This is a genomic window from Verrucomicrobiales bacterium, from assembly GCA_016793885.1.
Classification (GTDB): Bacteria; Verrucomicrobiota; Verrucomicrobiia; order Limisphaerales; family UBA11320; genus UBA11320.
Map to the genome: position 1 here is coordinate 1 of JAEUHE010000238.1, position 18,114 is coordinate 18,114.

Genomic DNA, 18,114 nt, shown 5'->3' on the forward strand with positions numbered 1-18,114 from the left:
AACCATCCTCGTGACCGCATCCGTGGTCACAGGTTGTGCCACCAACTCACCTGTGCCGTCTACCTATCGAACCGAGCGACAGTCAGCTTGGGGTGTGCAGATCCAGAGTATCCGACTTGCGCCAACCAGCAAGGGATTCCAAGTTTCCGGTTCGGTTGGCCGAATGCTCGGCTATGGGATCCCGCCGCAAAGTCATCTTGATGTGGAGACCATCGCGTCGGACGGCTCCGTGTTGGCGCGCACTAACACAACGTTCAACCCGAATCCCATCCGTCGTTCACGCCATTCGCGGACGAGTTCCCACTACGCCGTGATTCTCCCCGAACCGCCGCCGGTTGGCAGCGTGGTGCGAGTCTCGGTCCACGCGGCATCGCGCTCCGCTTGCCAAAAGTAAGGCCGCACCATGCTCAACCGCCTCCTGGAATTCTCTGTCCGCCAGCGCGTTTTCGTGCTGCTCGCCACCCTTGTCATGGTCGGCATCGGCGTTTACTCCGCGCTGCGGCTGCCGATTGACGCCGTGCCGGACATCACCAATGTCCAGGTGCAGATCAACACTTCCGTCCCCGCGTTCGCGCCGGAGGAAATTGAAAAGCTCGTCACCTTCCCCATCGAGAACGAGATGGCTGGCATCCCCGGACTCACCGAGTTGCGCTCGCTCTCCAAGTTCGGACTCTCGCAGATAAACCTCATCTTCGAGGATGGCACGGACATCTACCGCTCGCGCCAGCTCGTCAGCGAACGTTTGCAGACGGTGATTGACGACTTGCCGTCGGGCCTGACTCCCAAGCTCGCGCCCATCAGCACGGGCCTTGGTGAGATTTTCTATTACGTGCTCGAATATGCCGCCGACGCGACGAACAAACCGCCGACGCGCGAGGCGCAGTTGATGGAGTTGAAGCTCCTGCACGATTACGTCATCAAGCCACGCCTGCGCTCTACGCCCGGACTGGCCGAGGTCAACACCACCGGCGGTTACGAGAAGCAGATCGTCATTCAACCGAATCCCGACAAACTCAAGAGCGTGGGCATGTCCTTCAGCGAAATCTCCGAAGCCATCGGCGAGAACGTGGAGAACGCCGGTGGCAGTATCATTCAACTCGGCGGCGAAACCTTGACGATCCGCGCGGCGGGCCGGGTACAAACCCTCGAGGAGATTGCCAATCTGCCTTTGAAATTCGGCGCGCGAGCCACGCCGCTGCGGGTCAAAGACGTGGCCGACGTGGGCATCGGCAAGGCCGTTCGCACCGGCACGGGCACTTATAATGGCGAGGAAACCGTGCTCGGCTCGGCGTTGATGCTAGCCGGCGAGAACAGCCGACTGGTCGCCAAGCGCGTGGACGAAAAGCTCAAAGAGATTCAGCTGAAGCTCCCGGCGGGCGTGGAAATCATCCCGGTGTATGACCGCACCGTTTTGGTGGACCGCACCATCCGCACGGTGGAGACGAGTTTGTTCGAGGGCGCGATTCTCGTCGTCGTCGTGCTGCTCGTCATGCTCGGCAACTGGCGCGCGGCGTTCATCGTCGCGCTCGCCATTCCGTTGTCGCTACTGTTCGCCATGACCGGCATGGTGCAGAGCCGCGTCTCCGGCAACCTGATGAGTCTCGGTGCGATTGATTTCGGGTTGATTGTGGATGGCGCGGTCGTGATGGTAGAAAACATCATCCGGCATCTCGCGGAGAAACAGCACCAACTCAAGCGCCGCCTGACGGCCATCGAACGCGCCCACGAGGTGCTCGTGTCCGCCAAGGAAGTCGCCAGCCCGATGTTCTTCGGCGTGTGCATCATCACCGTGGTCTATTTCCCGATCCTCGCGCTGACGGGCATCGAAGGGAAAATGTTCAAGCCCATGGCCATTACCGTCATCATCGCGCTGGTCGGTTCAATGGCGCTGGCTCTCACGCTCATGCCCGCGCTCTGTTCCTATCTGCTCGGCGGCAACATCGAGGAGAAGGACAGCTTTCTGGTTCGCTGGGCGAAGGTCGCCTACACGCCCATCCTCCGCTTTGCGCTCGGCTTTCGCTGGATTGTCACCGGCACGGCATTGGCTTTGTTCATTCTGGCGGTCGTCGTGTTCAACCGGCTCGGCGCGGAGTTCGTGCCGCAACTGGACGAAGGCTCGTTCGCCACGCACATGATCCGCACGACGAGCATCGGCATTGACGCCAGCATCGAAATGCAGAAGCAAGGCGAGAAGCTGCTCATGGAGAAGTTCCCTGAAGTGTCCTACACCTTCAGCCGCCTCGGCACGGCGGAAATTGCCAGCGACCCGATGGGTGTGAACGTCGCGGACACTTACATCATGTTCAATCCGCCCGACAAGTGGCGCAAAGTGGACGGCAAAATTATCAGCAAGGAAGCACTGGCCACCCTGATGACAGAAGAACTCGGCAAGTATCTCCCCGGCGAGGGCCACCTGTTCAGCCAGCCGATTGAAATGCGCTTCAACGAAATTCTAGAAGGCACGCGCGCGGACATCGCGGTGAAGGTCTTTGGCGAGGACTTCGCGGTGATCGAGAAGATTGCCTCCGAGATGCGCGAAGTGCTGGAAACCGTGCCCGGTTCGGCGGACGTGGAGTTTGACGCGCTTGGCAAATCGCCCTTGCTCGAAATCGTTCCTAAGCGTGAGGCTATGAGCAAATACAACCTGCACGCCGCCGAGTTGAACCGCGTGGTCAGCACCGCGCTCGCGGGGCAGGAGGTCGGCAAGCTCATCGAGGGCAACCGCCGCTTCGACATCGTGGTGCGCCTGAGCGAGGAACTGCGCGAGAAGATTGACGACCTCAAGCGCCTGCCTGTGCGGGTGGATGACGGCGGCTTGCTTACTCTCGGCCAGGTGGCGGACTTCAAGGTGGTGGAGCAGGTCGCCGCCATTGCGCGCGAATACAGCCAGCGTCGCGCGGCCATCATGGTGAACCTGCGCGGACGCGACGTGGAGAGCTTCGTCCTCGAGGCGCAGAAAAAGATCGCTGAGCAGATCAAACTGCCGGAGGGGTACACCATCGAGTTCGGCGGGCAGTTCAAGAATTTGCAGGAAGCCCGCAAACGCCTGACCATCGTCGTCCCGGCGGCGCTGGCGCTGATCTTCGTGCTCATCTTCATGGCGCTGCAAAGCCTGCGGCAATCGCTACTCGTCTTCCTCGCCGTGCCGCTCGCCGTGACCGGCGGTGTCTTCGCGCTTTGGGCGCGTGATTTGCCGTTCAGCATATCGGCAGGCGTCGGCTTCATCGCGTTGAGCGGCATCGCGGTTTTGAACGGACTCATGATCATCACGTTCTTCAACCAGTTGCGCGAGCGCGGCGCGGATCTGCGCACGGCGGTCTGGGACGGCTCGCTCCTGCGCCTGCGCCCGAAGCTCATGACGGCGCTGGTGGCCTCACTCGGTTTCATCCCAATGGCCATTGCCAGCGGTGCGGGCGCGGAAGTCCAACGCCCGCTCGCCACCGTCGTCATTGGCGGCATCATCAGTTCCACCTTCCTCACGCTCGTTCTGCTGCCGGCGCTCTACGAGTGGCTAGAACGAAAAAAGGATTCTGCGACCGAAGCGCCGACGAAAGCGCCTTCGAGCGAAGGCGGATCGTCTCCTGACGCCGCGACTGCTTCATGACCTCAAATGAACGGCTATCTCAGCGCCATCGGACTGTTCGTCGTAACGGCCCTTGCCGAAATCTTCGGCTGCTACACCTTCTACCTCTGACTGAGGCTGAAGAAGTGGCCGTTCTGGTTCGTGCCGGGCGTGGCCAGTCTGGTGCTGTTCGCATGGCTGCTGACGCTGCTCCCGACCACCGCGGGACGCACTTACGCGGCGTGTTGTGGAATTTACATCGCGGCCTCGCTGGCGTGGCTCAAGTTCGTGGCCGGGCAATCGCCCGACCGCTGGGATGTTCTCGGCGCGCTCGTCTGCCTGGCGGGTGCAGCCACTATATTGTTCCCGCACATCAAAACCATCAACACAAACTGAAAGGACAGTCACAAATATGAAAACAAACCTCCGTATCCTCACATTGGCCGCCGTCCTGTGCGGCGGGCTATTCAGCGCCAACGCCGCCGACAAACACGAACACAAGGCCACGCCCAAAGGTGGACGCCTGCTCGACAAGACCGAGCCGCACGCCGAATTCGTGGTCGAGAAGGACCGCAGCGTTACGATCAACTTCTACAACGAAGAGATGAAACCCGTCGCGGCCACCACGCAGACCGTGACCGCCATCGCCGACGCCAAGAGTGGCAAGGCCACATTGCAATTCGAGAAGAAGGGGGACTCGCTCGTGAGCAAGAGTAAGCTGCCTGAGGGCGACGGCTACAACGTGGTGGTGCTGTTCCGGCAGACTGCCGAGGCCAAACCGCAGAACATCCGCTTCAAGCTGGACATGCACATTTGCGGCGGCTGCAAGCGCGCCGAATATGGCTGCACCTGCGACCATTGACCCATGAGTGCGCCCGCCGCGTGGTCGCCATTCGCCACGCGACGGGCCAGACGAAAGGACGTGTTATGAAATCCTCGAAGGCAATTCGGCTTGGCCCGGCGGTGCTGGGTCTGATGTTTTTCTCACCCACGGTGGCTAACCCGCACACCGTCCGTTCGCGCCCGGCCTGCGGCGTGATCGAGCTTCTCGACCTGGCCAGCCGCACCATGCACATTTGGCCTAAAGACGACAAAGCGACGACGAAGCTTGCCCTGACGAGCCGGACGAAGTTCGTTCACAGCCGGCACTTCGCTCCGGCGGATGAACTCAAGGACGGCACGAGGGCGGTGGTTTACCGTCGCACGCCGTTCTTCGGAAAGCCATTCGTTACGAAAGTGATTTGGGTCAACCGGAACTGACGCTAGAAACAAAATCGTGAGCCATTGGTTGTCATCCAAAAAAGCCGCTTGGCGCGCCGAGTGCATCGCTCAGGACACTTCACAACATCGAAAGGATAAACGCCTAAGCTGGTTGATGATCGGCGGTGTTACCCTGGCGTCCTTCGGGTTGATGGCGGCGGATTATTTCTGGCTGCGATACCAAGCGCGACAGCGGCATGAGCAGCGTTACCATCGCGGCGGGAAAACCAACGCTCCGGCTTCCGCCGCGCCTCTGGATGGACAGGATCAAGTGACAAACCATGAGTGAAAACTCCAACAGTTGCGGGAACGGATCGAAGGACAATCTCGACGAGAACAATGCTTCCGATCCCGCGACGAATGGAAAAGCGGGCACGACCCTGCGTGTTGCCGGGATGGACTGCCCGGATGAAATCGCGGCGATTGAGCGTGCGCTGAAACCGCTTGCTGGCGTGGGCGAAATCAAGGTGAACCTAATGGCGAGCACGGCGACGATTGCTCACGACCAGCGCGTCACGTCCGAACAGTTGATCAAAGCGATTGGCACGGCGGGGTTCAAGGCGACTCCGGCGGCGGAAGAAGAAGAGGGGGCGGATGAACATGGCGGCGAGTTTAACAAAATCCGCGTGGGGCTGGTGAGCCTCTCCGGCGTCTTCACTGGAATCTCCCTTCTCTTGCAGTGGCTGAATCTTCTCGCGCCTTACGGCAAGGCCGCCACGGCTGTCGTCGCCATTCTCGCCGGAGGCTGGTTCATTTTTCCGAAAGCCCTTCGCGCTTTGCGCCACGTCTCGCTCGACATGAACGTGCTGATGAGCGTCGCGGTAATCGGCGCGGCGTGCATCGGTGAATGGACGGAAGCGGCGGCCGTGGTGTTTCTGTTCGCGTTGTCGGAACTGCTGGAGGGATTCAGCGTCGGTCGGGCCCGTCGGGCCATTCAATCGCTACTCGAACTCGCGCCGGACACCGCGCTGGTGAAACGCGGCGACCAGATTCAGGAAGTGCGCATTGAGGAAATCGCGCTGGAGGAAACCCTCATCATCAAATCGGGATCGCGTGTGCCGCTGGATGGCGTTGTGACTTCCGGCGAATCCGCCATCAACCAAGCGCCCATCACCGGCGAATCCATGCCGGTGGAGAAGAAATCCGGCGACACGGTGTTCGCGGGAACAATCAACGGCGAAGGTTCGCTCGAAGTGAAAGTCACCAAAGTTTCGACCGACACCACGCTCGCCAAAATCATCAAGCTGGTCGGTGAGGCGCAAGGTCAGAAAGCTCCGTCGCAGCGGTTTGTTGACCGATTCGCGAAGATTTACACGCCGGCTGTTTTCGGGGTTGCCATTCTTGTTCTGCTGTCAGGCCCGTTGCTTTTTCACGGCGCATGGCTGGAATGGACGTATCGCGCCTTGGTTCTCCTCGTCATCGCTTGTCCGTGCGCGCTGGTTATTTCCACGCCGGTCTCAATCGTCTCCGGCCTGACCGCGATGGCGCGGCGCGGCGTGCTCATCAAGGGCGGCGTGTTCCTGGAAGAAATTGGGAAGCTGAAAGCGCTAGCCGTGGACAAGACCGGCACGATCACTGAAGGCAAACCGCGTGTTCAACAGGTGATTCCGTGGAACAGGAAATCCGAGGGCGAAATCCTGCGTATCGCCGCCGCGATTGACAGGCACTCGGAACATCCGCTGGCGCAGGCTGTCGTAAAGTATGCGGAGGAAAAGAAAATCCGATTCCCGCGCAGCGAAAACTATCAGTCCAAAACCGGACGGGGAGCGGAGGCGCAGATTGACGGACATCTATATCTCGTCGGTGACCACCGCTTCGCGCACGAATCCGCCGTCTGCTCGGATGAACTGGAAACGAAGCTGAGTGAACTGGAAGCCCAAGCGATGTCCGTCATCATCGTCGGCCACAAACCGCACGAAGGTTGCACCGGTGAAGTGCTGGGCATTCTAGCGGTCGCCGACACGGTTCGCCCCAATGCCGCTGAAACCATCAAGGCTCTTCATGCCGCCGGGGTCGAAAAGGTCGTCATGTTGAGCGGCGACAATCAGCGAGCGGTGGACGCGATTGCCAAACAGGTCCGCATTGATGAAGCCATTGGTGATTTGTTGCCCGACCAGAAAATTGAGCGCGTCCGCGAATTGCTCTCGCAACACAAACACGTCGGCATGATCGGCGACGGCGTGAACGACGCTCCCGCGATGGCTGCAGCCAGCATTGGCATTGCAATGGGCGGCGCGGGAACGGACACGGCGATTGAAGCGGCGGACATCGCGCTCATGCAGGACGACTTGAGCAAGTTGGCCGAGGCAATTCAGCTTGGCCACCGCACCGTTCGCATCATTCAGGCGAACATCGCCTTCGCACTCGGCGTGAAGGCCGTATTCCTCGTGCTCGCGTTGTCCGGCCACACCAGCCTCTGGCTGGCGATTCTCGCGGACACCGGGGCAACGCTTCTCGTCATCGCAAACGCCCTCCGTTTGTTGAAGTCGAAGTGAATATCAACACACAAGTCGAACTTTCCGCATTGCTCGAGCCTTGCCGCCGTGGTAACGCTTTCACTGTGCAACATTGCAAAGCACCGGTCGCGTTGACGCTGAGGGTCGTGTGGTTGTCGGCCGCTTCGTGCTGTCCGATGGATGCGTCCTGCTGGCCGGGTGAACTGAATGGTTGTTTGAAAGAGCATTGGCGTCCGGGCTTTTTCTCCCTAAGCATTCGCTACCACTCGTCTCCGCTCCAATCGGCGCTCTGCTGTTTGGCTTCCAAACCAATCTCCCTGCAGTCTAACGGACCGTGGAAAGTGTCCGCGACGTTCCCGCGACCGGTCTGTCCGAACTGGCGGGCCGCTGGCAATTCTGCTTCCCCAGGTTTCTTTCGCTGCGTGCTCCGTCCTTCGCTTCGTAACCAGTCTCGATTGGGGCTGCTCCTTTTTTCCTGTCGGTATGAAACGGTGAAGCCTATTTGTGTTTATGAAGCGAAATCATTTTCGGGTTGGAAGTATATTGGTCGCGCTGCTGGCGCTGGCGGGTTGCCAGCCAAAGTCTGGCGAATTGGTAACGGGCGAGGAAACCGTCGAGATCGGTCCGAAATACAGCGCGAAGAACGGCCTGCATGTGCCGGACGATACGCGGATGTCACTCGGCGTGAAGGTCGTCGACGTCACGGAGCAGAAAGTTCCCGCGACGCTTGAAATTCAACTGCGCGTCTATCAAAGCGGCAAGGAATCCATTCTTGCCAGCGCCACCATCACACCGGAAGAAGCTAAGACATTGAAGCGCGGACAGACAGTTCGCACCTCAGCGAACGGGGCGAGTCTCACCGGCCGCGTGACGGGGTTGAATGACCAGCTGCTAAAGGCCACGGGCATGGCCGAGGTGTTAGTAGAGTTTGCCAACCCATCCGGATCGCATGTCGGTGGCGCATTTTTGCCAGCGAGCGTGGAACTCGATTCCGCCGCGTCGGTTGTGACCATTCCGCGCGCCGCGTTGCTGGAGTGCAGCGACGGACATTCCGCTTACACGCTGAGCGGTGAAAGTTTCGTCCGCACGCCGGTCAAGGTGGGCGCAATTAGCGGCGATCTTGTGGAAATCAAGGACGGCCTTTACGCGGGCGACCAAGTGGTGTTGCGACCGGTGATGTCGCTCTGGATGACGGAACTCGCGGCGGTCAAGGGCGGACAAGCGTGTTGTGCCGTGCCCAAAAAGGGGAAATAGCGCATGATCCTCAAAACTGTCGAATTCTCGCTCCGGCAGCGGGCGCTAGTGTTGCTGGCGACGTTCATCCTCATCGGCGTGGGCGTCTGGTCGGCATTGCGGTTGCCGATTGACGCCGTGCCGGACATCACCAATCCGCAGGTGCTCCTTAATACGGCTGTGCCCGCGCTCGCGCCGGAGGAAATTGAGAAACTCGTCACACTTCCGCTCGAAAGCCAGATGGCCGGACTGCCCGGCATGATCGAACTGCGCACGCTGTCGAAATTCGGTCTGTCGCAAATCCGAATGACGTTCGAGGACGACGTGGACCTGTATCGCACGCGGCAGTTGGTGACCGAACGGTTGTTGAGCGCGGCGGAAAAGTTGCCGCCCGATTTGCAGCCCCGGCTCGCGCCCATCAGCACCGCGCTCGGTGAAATCTTTTACTACTCGGTGGAGTTCGCAACGGACACGACGAACAAACCGCCCTCGCGTTACGAGCAGTTGCAGTCGCTCAAGCAGATTCAGGAATACGTCATCAGCCCGTTGCTCCGCCAGACGCCGGGCGTTGCGGAGGTGAATACGAGCGGCGGTTACGAGCGGCAGATTGTCATCATGCCCGACGCGGCGCGGCTCGCCAGCGTGGGCCTGAGCTTGGACGAACTCGCGCACGCCATCGGTGAGAACACCGAGAACGTCGGTGGCGGCATGGTGGAAATCGGCGGCGAACAAATCGTCATCCGCGCCAACAGTCGCGTGAACACGACGGAGGAAATCGCGCAGCTACCGCTGAAGTTTGCTGGGGCAACGCAACCATTGCTCGTGCAGGACGTGGCGAAAGTCGGCATCGGTTCAGGCTACCGCACCGGCGCGGCGACGGTGGACGGCCAGGAAAGTGTGATCGGCGGCGCGTTAATGCTCGCGGGTGGGAACAGCCGCATCGTGGCCCGCGACGTGGCGGCGAAACTCGCGCACATTCAAGAGAAATTGCCGCCCGGCGTGGATGTGCGCCCGCTCTACAACCGCTCGGATTTGATTAACGGCACGTTGCAGACGGTGAAGGCAAACCTCTTTGAAGGTGCGCTCCTCGTGGTGGTCGTGCTTTTCGCCATGCTCGGTAATTTTAGGGCCGCCGTCATCGTGGCCCTAGCGATTCCGCTCTCCATGCTGTTCGCGATGATCGGGATGGCGCAAAGCGGCGTGTCGGGCAATTTGATGAGCCTGGGCGCGGTTGACTTCGGTCTCGTTATTGATGGCGCGGTTATAATGTCGGAGAACATCATCCGTCATCTCGCGCTCAAGCAGAAGGCGCTGGGCCGCGAACTCACCACCGCAGAACGCCTGGAGGAAGTACGCTCCGGCGCCAGGGAGTCCGCCAATCCGATGTTCTTCGGGGTGCTGGTCGTCACCATCGTCTATGTGCCGATTCTCGCGCTGACCGGCATTGAGGGAAAAATGTTCCGCCCGATGGCCCTCACGGTCATCTTCGCGCTGGCCGGTTCGCTGGTGCTGGCGCTCACGCTGACGCCGGTGCTGTGCTCGTATTTCCTGCGCGGCAAAATCAAAGAGGACGAGGAGAACTGGCTGGTGCATTTCTTCAAGGCGATTTACAGGCCCGTGCTCACATGGGCGCTCCGTTTCAAGCTGGTCGTCGTGACTGCGGCCGTAGTGTTGGTCGGCTCCGCGCTTTTCCTCTTCACGCGATTGGGCGCGGACTTCATTCCGCAACTCGACGAAGGCACCATGCTGCTTCAATTCATCCGAAGCAGCAGCGCCGGGATGGACGCCTCCACGGACTTGCAGCAGAAGTCCGAGAAGCTGTTGCTGGAGAAGTTTCCGGAGATTGACCGCGTGTTCGGCTTGATCGGCACGGCCGAAATCGCGGTGGATCCGATGGGTCCGAACTTGTGCGACACTTACGTTGAATTCAAGCCGCGCCGCGAATGGCGGGAGATTGCGGGGGAAACGGCCACCAAGGAGCAACTGATTGACCTGATGCGCCGCGAACTCGCCGTCCATGCGCCGGGCCAGACCTATCTGTTCACGCAGCCGATTCTGATGCGCTTCAACGAAATGATGGCGGGCGTCCGCGCCGACATCGCGGTGAAAGTGTTCGGCGACGACTTCAAGGAACTCGAACGGCTCTCGACCGAGATTCGCGACCTGCTACGCAAAATTCCCGGTGCTGGCGACGTGGAGTTCGATGCGTTTGGACGCTCGCCATTGCTGGAGATCAAGCCCGACCGCGACGCGCTGCGCCGTTACAACCTGCAGGCGGGCGACCTCAACCAAGCCATCGCCACGGCACTCGCGGGCGAGGAAGTCGGCACGGTCATTGAAGGCAACCGGCGTTTCCCTATCGTCGTGCGACTCGCAGAAGACGCGCGCCGCAGCGTGGACACCATGAAGCGCCTGCCCGTGCGCACCGACGTGGGCGGCTTGCTCACGCTCGGCCAGGTCGCCACGTTTCAAATGACCGAACAGGTCGGCGCAGTCACGCGCGAATCCGGCCAGCGCCGCAGCGCGATTCTGGTGAACCTGCGCGGGCGCGACACGGAAGGATTCGTGAAGGAAGCGATGAGCCGCATCAAGACCGAGGTGAAGTTCCCGTCCGGCTACTACTACGAATTCGGCGGGCAATATGAGAACCTACAAAAGGCCCGCGCGCGGCTCGCCATCATCGTGCCGATGGCGTTGGTATTTATCTTCCTCCTCATCTTCACTTCACTGGGCGGTCTGCGGCATACGCTGATGGTCTGCACCGGCATCCCTCTCGCGATGGCGGGCGGCGTGTTCGCGCTCTGGCTGCGCGACATGCCGTTCACCATCAGCGCGGGCGTTGGCTTCATCGCGCTGACCGGCGTCGCAGTGCTGGACGATCTGATGATGTGCAGTTACTTCCACGTGCTCCGCGAACAAGGCCGCGACATTGCCACCAGCGTTCGCGAGGGCGCAATGACCCGGCTGCGCCCCGTGCTGATGACCGCGCTCGTCGCCAGCTTTGGCTTCGTACCGATGGCCATTTCGACCGGTGCGGGCGCGGAAGTGCAACGCCCGCTCGCCACCGTCGTCCTCGGCGGCATCATCACCTCAACCTTCCTCACGCTCGTCTTGCTGCCCGTGCTTTATGAGTGGCTGGAAGGAAAGAAGAAACCCGCGAACGACGCGCCATCGGAATCGCCTTCGAGTGAAGGCGGACCGTCTCCTGACGCCGCGACGACTTCATGACCACAAATGAACTCCCATCTCAGCGCCATCGGACTGTTCGCGGTAACGGCCTTAGCCGAAATCTTCGGGTGCTACTCGGTGTATCTCTGGCTGAACCTGAAACGCACGCCGCTTTGGTTGCTGCCCGGCGCGGTGAGTCTCGCGCTGTTTGCGTGGCTGCTGACCCTGCACCCCAGCGCCGCAGGCCGCACGTATGCCGCTTACGGCGGGATTTACATTGCGGCGTCGCTGGCTTGGCTGAAATGGGTGGACGGCCACTCTCCCGACCGGTGGGATTTTATCGGAGCCGCCGTGTGCCTGTTGGGCGCCGCCATCATTTGCTTCGCGCCGCGAGCAGGTGTCTGAGCGCAGGCGGTTGACACAGCCGGGATACAAGCGCATCCTAGCCTCGTGCTGCCCCGGTCGACCAACGTGCTGGTCGTTCTGACGCTGAACCTTTCGCTAGGGTTGCATTGGGCGTTGCTGCAATCTGTGGCATGGGTTGGTATGGCGGTGAAATTTTCGAATGATGCTCCTCTGACCGAAGCATTGCGCAAGACCTTCGACGGCAGGCATCCTTGCAAACTGTGCAAGGCGGTTGAGGAGGGCAAGCGTTCCGAGAAAAAGCAAGACGCCCTGAAAGTCCAAGGAAAACAGGAATTCTGTTTCGATTCCAAAATTTCCATTCCTTGTCCTTCGTCAGCTTTCACTCTGCTTCCCGTGCCGACTGATTGCGCGGCGAATCGAGCCGAGTCCCCGCCTGTCCCGCCTCCCCGCCGTTTTTTCATCTAATCCTCTCCCGCTTGTTCGTTGCCCGCGTCGTGTTGGAGTGGGCTCATTGATCTCCCTTTTATCAACCCGAGGCCCGCCGTGTGGCAGTGCCTCAAATTCTGAATGCCTGAAATGAAAAACTCGCCTCTTGAACAATTGAATGTTCTGACCGCGGTCCTTTCCTTCCAGTCGTGGGCGCTGTTCGCCGCGACCCTTACCGCTGTTCCCATGAAAGGCGGCATGGTGATACCGATGCTCTCGTATCAAGCCGCCGAAGGCCGTATGCACGTCATGGTGGACGCGACTGTGCCGCAACTCATGCCGTTGTGGGTGAGCGATCCCGGAGACAGCTTTGATCCGGGTGATCCGTGGTTCGAGGCGCTTGATCCTAGCTGGGAAAGCCAATCCTTCAGCCGCCGTTACGGTTTCGTGATGGACGCTGTAACTGATCCGCTACCGGTCGGGACACAAATGGGGATTCGCAAACTGTGCGGCACGCTGGTGTTGTCAGTCTATCGCTATGCGAACACCGCACCGAAAGCCTTTGCGCCAATCTTCCGCACGGACGGCACAACGAACGCGCTTCATTGGAACGGTATGATGTTTCATCCGACGTTCACCGCACCGTCTGGAACGAACACCTACACCGCCACCTTCAAGGCGTATCTGTTGATCACGGGGACCGGCCTGGAACTTCCAAACTCGAGCACCGGGCCGTTCGTTTCAGCTGGGCGAACGTGCCAGATGGTCGGCCCATTTTTGGCATTGAGCGGCGCATCGTGGTCTTCTGGCGGACAACGGCCACTGGCTATGTGTTGGAGGGCACAGACTCCCTGCCGGGCGGAACGTGGACACTCGTGACAAACTCTCCCGTCGCGGTAGATATCCGATCCGCTGTCGTGCTCGCGGTGGGAGACATGAGAAAATGTTTCCGGATGAAGCTCGCGCCGCGACAGCGCGACCTGACAAAACACCCACGACTCTCGGCCCACGAGGGCCGAGAGCGTGTCGCGCTTTCACGCTGATAGAACTGCGGTGGTGATTGCCATCATGGCTATTCTGGCCGCGCGATTATTGCCCGCGTTGGGCAAGGCGACGGAATCCGCCTGCCCCACGCAGTGCTTGGGCAACATGCGACAAGTTGGGCTGGCGGCGCGGCTCTATACCGACGAGAAGGAGCACAAATTCGAACGCCGCCAGCACTCGGCTTTCGTATACGGGCAGCCGACCTGGGGGCGGGCCATCGCGTCGCAACTCGGTTCGAGCAAGACCGCCTGTACCAGTCTTCTTCAAACCGTCTACCGCTGCCCAGGCGACAGGCGTCCCGTACCGTGGAGCTACGGGATGAACGTCTATCTCGAGCTTGGCCCGGAAGATGATTACAAGGGGAAACCGCAGACCTGGAGGCGAACCACCGCCGTCCCCAATCCAGCAGCCACGATTTTGGTCGCCTAAAGCGCCAGCAGTGCCGACCACATCATGGCGCATTTTTGGATCACCCCAGCCGATGCCGCCGATGTGGATTCGGGCCGTCACAAAAGCCGGGCGAACTACGCCTTCGTGGACGGCCACGCAGAAGCCCGGAAGCATGAGTTCACTTGCCAGCCGTCTAAACAATTAGACCCTTGGAATCCGAGCGGCAACCCATGAACTGAATGAAAGAAAACAAAACAGAAGAGCATGTGGTAATTCTTGGCAATACATTATTCGCCAGCCCATCATCTCCCGGATTGCTCCGCCCTTGCCTCCGTCGTATTGCTTGCCGCGTGCAGCGCATCAATGCAGGGATTTCGTTGATGCTGGCGCTCGTTTGATTGCCAGCGGTTTCGTGCTGCCTGATTGATGCGTCGGGACTGGTCGGCAAACAGGAATGCTGCTCGGGAAATAGGTGATGGACTTAGATGCTGGTATGCCGATAGTGTGAATGTGTTTTCGGTGAATACTCGCCAACATAACAGCCGCAGCCGCTCGCTAACCAAGGCAGGTTGGTGGGGTCGCGTGCTGATCGCGGCTTTGTTCGCTTTCTACCTCCATTACATTCCCCTTCACCTCGCGACGGCAGCGCATTTGGATGGTTTTTTGGAGTCGGTTGCTCATGCGGTATCTCATCAGGACGGACACGATGACGCCGATCATCATGACGACAACGATCACCACACACCGCATCCGTCGTCCGACCACACACTGACCCTCACGGCGCAGACGCAATCACCCGTTTCCGTTCTCGCCGTCGTCTGCGTCCTTGCGGACACTTCGATTCTCATTGAGTTGTCCCAACCACAGAGGCCCATTCCAGTCTTCGAGCGCATCCGACCACCTGGCGATTCTCCGCCCGATCCACTCCATCCTCGCGCTCCGCCTCTCGCCTGATTCCTCCCTCGTTTCGACGCGCTGTCCTGTTCGGCGCGTGACGCCTTTTCTCTGTCTGAATGCTCCGCAGGCAGTCTCAATTCCGGGCGTGTTGCTTTTGGGGCCGAGAACCCGTTTTCCGATTATGAATCGAATCTGTTTTAGTGTGCCGGGCTTAACCGTGGGGGTTGGTTTAACTTTTGTATTGGCCGGGTGCGCTACCAATCCACCTGCCAAAGGCGATTCCCGGTCGGAATCGCAGGCACAAAGTGCCGCGTCCATCCCGTCTGCCGCCGCTCCAAAACCGCCACAATCAGCCGCGCCGGTGAAAGAGCCGACCGGCGCGCTGACGCTCCGCGATGCGCTGGCCCTGGCGTTGACGGAAAACCCGGAGCTTGCGCCGTTCGCGTGGCAGGCGCGGGTGAACGAGGCGCGCATTTTGCAAGCGGGATTGCGGCTCAATCCCGAGTTGGGTTTGCAGGTGGAGGACGTCCTTGGCACGGGTGATTTCAGCGGCGGACAGGAAGCGCAAATCACGCTCCAACTCAGCCAGGTGATCGAACTAGGCGGCAAGCGGGCGGCGCGGACTGAACTCGCCTCGCAGGCTCGGGGTGTCACCAGGTCGGCGTATGAATTGAAGCGGGTGGAGGTTTTGGGCGAGGTCGCGCAACGCTTCATTCAGGTAGTTGCGAATCAACACGCTTTGGATCTGGCGCTGACGAATCGTCAGTTGGCGGCAGATGCGCTGCGCACGGTGCGGGAGCGCGTGACGGCGGGGAAAGGTTCGGCGCTGGAGGAACGGAAGGCGCAGGTGGCGCTGGCGCGCGGCGACGTTCTCGTCGGGAGTGCGCGCTATGTGCTGGAAACTTCGCGGAAAAAACTCGCTGCGAGTTGGCGGAGCAAGCAGCCGGTGTTCGAGCGGGCGCAAGCGGATTTGTTCGCCCGCAAACCGGTTCCCGCTTTCGAGGGATTGGTGGAGCGCATTTCCAGCAGCCCGGAAATCACCCGCTGGGTTTCGGAGAAAAAGCTTCGCGAAGCCGAAATCAAGCTGGCCGATGCGCGGCGCGTGCCGAACGTGACCGTGGGCGGAGGCATCCGCCACTTGCAAGGATCCGACGACCAGGCTCTCGTTTTTGGTTTCTCGATGCCGCTGCAATTCTTCGACCGCAATCAGGGCGGAACGGCGGAGGCGCGGGCGCTGCTGAGCCGGACGGAGGCGGAACACAAAGCGGCGGAGATTCGCCTCGGCACAGTCCTGCTGGGCCTCTATCAGGAAATGGCGTGGGCGGTGCAGGTCATGGACGGTCTGCAAAAGGAGATTGTGCCGAAGGCGGAGGATGCGCTGGCGATTTCGTGGGAGGGTTTTGCGCAGGGACGATTCTCGTATCTCGAAGTCCTCGACGCGCAGCGCACGATGTTCGACATCAAGCTGGAATATATTCAAACGGCCACCGCGTATCATCAATTCATCGTGGAGTTGGAACGGTTGATTGGACAGCCTATTGAGGGCGGCGAGCCGCAAAGGTAAACCACATCACTTTCAGATTCTCAAAAACCGACACTCCATTTTCTTATGAACAAAACGCAAATTACGGCAGTGATGCTCGTTCTGCTGGCGGGCGCTGGCCTCACATGGTTTGTGATGCGCAACGCCAAACCCGCGACCCAAGTCTCCGGCGAGGGCGGTCATGGCGGTGAAGCCGTCGCCGAAGCCGCCAAAGGCCCGCACGGCGGACGCCTGTTGAGCGAAGGTGATTTCGCGACTGAAGTGACGATCTTCGAGCGCGGCGTGCCGCCGGAATTCCGCGTCTTCCTTTACGAGAAGAGCAAACCGATTGATCCGACCGAAGCGAAGTTGACGATTGAACTGCATCGCTTCGGCGGGCGAGTGGACAAGATTGGTTTTGCGAAGCGGGATGACTACCTGCTCGGCGACCAGGAAATCGTCGAGCCGCATTCGTTCGACGTGAAGGTCATCGCCGAACACAAGGGCAAGACGCATCGCTGGGAATACGATTCCTACGAGGGCCGCACGACGATGACGCCGGAAGCGGTGAAAAGTTCGGGCATCGTTATCGAGACGGCAGGGCCGGCCAAAATCAAAACGACCATCAAGGTCAATGGCCGCGTGCAGCCCAACGAAGATCACATGACGCACGTCATTCCGCGTTATCCCGGCATCGTGAAGAAAATCCACAAACGTCTCGGCGACGCCGTGGCGAAGGATGAAGTCGTGGCCGTGGTGGAGAGCAATGAAAGCTTGCAGTCCTACGACGTGAAATCGTCCATCGCCGGAACGGTCATCGGGAAGGACGTGCGGCAGGGTGAATTCGTCAAGGAAGGCGAGGTGATTTACTCCGTGGCGGACCTCAGCACGGTTTGGGTGGACTTGAATGTGAATGGAAAAGATTTCGACAAGCTCAAGGTGGACGAGACCGTGACCATTTTCGCGGGCGAAAGCACGACCAGCGAGACGGGCACGGTGAGTTACATCTCGCCTTTTGGCGCGGAGGACACGCAGACGATGCTGGCGCGGGTTGAGTTGCCCAACCCGACCGGCAAATGGCGTCCGGGTCTGTTTGTCACCGGCGAAATCATCGTGGAAGAAGCTGAAGTGCTCGTGGCCGTAAAATCCAGCGCACTCCAAACTTTCCGCGATTGGAAGGTTGTGTTTATGAACGATGGCAACATTTTTGAAATCGCCATACTGGAGTTAGGCCGCCGCGACGCGGAATGGGTGGAGGTGGTTTCCGATCTGCGCGCCGGGCAGAAATACGCCGCTGAGAACAGTTTCATCATCAAGGCGGACATTCTGAAGTCCGGCGCTTCGCACGACCATTGAACCAACCCATCGGTTATGACCTACACGATTCTCAAATTCGGCCTATCGGCGGCGGTGATTGTCGCCGTTTCGGAATTCGCCAAACGTAGTTCGCTATTGGGCGGCTTGCTAGCCTCGCTGCCGCTGACTTCCCTGCTCGCCTTCGTCTGGCTTTGGCAAGACACGCGCGACGCACAAAAGGTCGCCGCTCTGTCCAGCAGCATCCTTTGGCTCGTGCTCCCATCGCTGGTGTTGTTCCTCGTACTGCCCGCGCTGTTGAAGCGTGGCGTCCATTTTTATCCGGCCCTCGGGGCTGCGGTTGCCGTCATGCTGGTTTCCTACGGGGCAATGGTTTTCACACTCGGCAAATTCGGCGTCAAACTCTGAATTCCCATGAAAGAAATCAAAGCCATCCTCCGCACCGGGGAACAGCAGGACCAGGCGGTCTAGAGGGT

17 protein-coding genes and 1 pseudogene are annotated in these 18,114 nt (G+C 60.0%); all 18 read left to right on the forward strand.

Going from position 1 to position 18,114, the window contains the following annotated elements; all coding sequences use genetic code 11:
• The coding region (locus tag JNN07_26565) for a hypothetical protein (protein ID MBL9171325.1) at positions 1-394 on the forward strand (394 nt) is incomplete at its 5' end.
• Positions 395-403: 9 nt separating this feature from the next.
• Positions 404-3,604, forward strand: a pseudogene (locus tag JNN07_26570) (efflux RND transporter permease subunit).
• Between the two features lie 129 nt (positions 3,605-3,733).
• Entirely contained in the window at positions 3,734-3,958 is a 225-nt protein-coding gene (locus tag JNN07_26575; GenBank protein ID MBL9171326.1) for a hypothetical protein, read from the forward strand.
• 16 nt (positions 3,959-3,974) lie between these two features.
• Positions 3,975-4,424, forward strand: coding sequence for a hypothetical protein (locus JNN07_26580; protein ID MBL9171327.1), 450 nt, complete (start codon positions 3,975-3,977; stop codon positions 4,422-4,424).
• A 65-nt stretch (positions 4,425-4,489) separates the two neighbouring features.
• The gene (locus JNN07_26585; protein ID MBL9171328.1) at positions 4,490-4,822 is read left to right on the forward strand and encodes a hypothetical protein; all 333 of its coding nucleotides are present in this window, start codon (positions 4,490-4,492) and stop codon (positions 4,820-4,822) included.
• Positions 4,823-4,838: 16 nt separating this feature from the next.
• Complete coding sequence (locus tag JNN07_26590; protein MBL9171329.1) at positions 4,839-5,111, forward strand: hypothetical protein; 273 nt, start codon at positions 4,839-4,841, stop codon at positions 5,109-5,111.
• Positions 5,104-7,317, forward strand: a complete 2,214-nt coding sequence (gene cadA / locus JNN07_26595) for a cadmium-translocating P-type ATPase (protein MBL9171330.1) — start codon at positions 5,104-5,106, stop codon at positions 7,315-7,317. Before JNN07_26590 ends, cadA begins: the two co-directional genes overlap by 8 nt.
• Positions 7,318-7,788: 471 nt before the next feature.
• Positions 7,789-8,532 carry a hypothetical protein gene (locus tag JNN07_26600; GenBank protein ID MBL9171331.1) on the forward strand — a complete coding sequence of 248 codons (744 nt, stop codon included), beginning with the start codon at positions 7,789-7,791 and terminating at the stop codon, positions 8,530-8,532.
• Between the two features lie 3 nt (positions 8,533-8,535).
• Positions 8,536-11,739: an efflux RND transporter permease subunit gene (locus tag JNN07_26605; protein MBL9171332.1), complete on the forward strand. Its 3,204-nt coding sequence runs from the start codon at positions 8,536-8,538 to the stop codon at positions 11,737-11,739.
• Between the two features lie 6 nt (positions 11,740-11,745).
• On the forward strand, positions 11,746-12,084 hold the full coding sequence (locus JNN07_26610; GenBank protein MBL9171333.1) for a YnfA family protein: 339 nt from the start codon (positions 11,746-11,748) through the stop codon (positions 12,082-12,084).
• Positions 12,085-12,621: 537 nt separating this feature from the next.
• The gene (locus JNN07_26615) at positions 12,622-13,350 is read left to right on the forward strand and encodes a hypothetical protein (GenBank protein MBL9171334.1); all 729 of its coding nucleotides are present in this window, start codon (positions 12,622-12,624) and stop codon (positions 13,348-13,350) included.
• Positions 13,351-13,524: 174 nt separating this feature from the next.
• Positions 13,525-13,944 carry a hypothetical protein gene (locus JNN07_26620; GenBank protein MBL9171335.1) on the forward strand — a complete coding sequence of 140 codons (420 nt, stop codon included), beginning with the start codon at positions 13,525-13,527 and terminating at the stop codon, positions 13,942-13,944.
• Between the two features lie 24 nt (positions 13,945-13,968).
• Complete coding sequence (locus JNN07_26625; GenBank protein MBL9171336.1) at positions 13,969-14,139, forward strand: hypothetical protein; 171 nt, start codon at positions 13,969-13,971, stop codon at positions 14,137-14,139.
• 5 nt (positions 14,140-14,144) lie between these two features.
• Positions 14,145-14,303, forward strand: coding sequence for a hypothetical protein (locus tag JNN07_26630; GenBank protein ID MBL9171337.1), 159 nt, complete (start codon positions 14,145-14,147; stop codon positions 14,301-14,303).
• 121 nt (positions 14,304-14,424) lie between these two features.
• Positions 14,425-14,859, forward strand: a complete 435-nt coding sequence (locus JNN07_26635) for a hypothetical protein (GenBank protein ID MBL9171338.1) — start codon at positions 14,425-14,427, stop codon at positions 14,857-14,859.
• 124 nt (positions 14,860-14,983) lie between these two features.
• Positions 14,984-16,366, forward strand: a complete 1,383-nt coding sequence (locus JNN07_26640) for a TolC family protein (GenBank protein MBL9171339.1) — start codon at positions 14,984-14,986, stop codon at positions 16,364-16,366.
• A 45-nt stretch (positions 16,367-16,411) separates the two neighbouring features.
• Positions 16,412-17,680 (forward strand): efflux RND transporter periplasmic adaptor subunit, encoded by a 1,269-nt coding sequence (locus JNN07_26645; protein MBL9171340.1) that lies wholly within the window; start codon positions 16,412-16,414, stop codon positions 17,678-17,680.
• Positions 17,681-17,695: 15 nt separating this feature from the next.
• Positions 17,696-18,046: a DUF3147 family protein gene (locus tag JNN07_26650; protein ID MBL9171341.1), complete on the forward strand. Its 351-nt coding sequence runs from the start codon at positions 17,696-17,698 to the stop codon at positions 18,044-18,046.
• Positions 18,047-18,114: the final 68 nt, after the last annotated feature.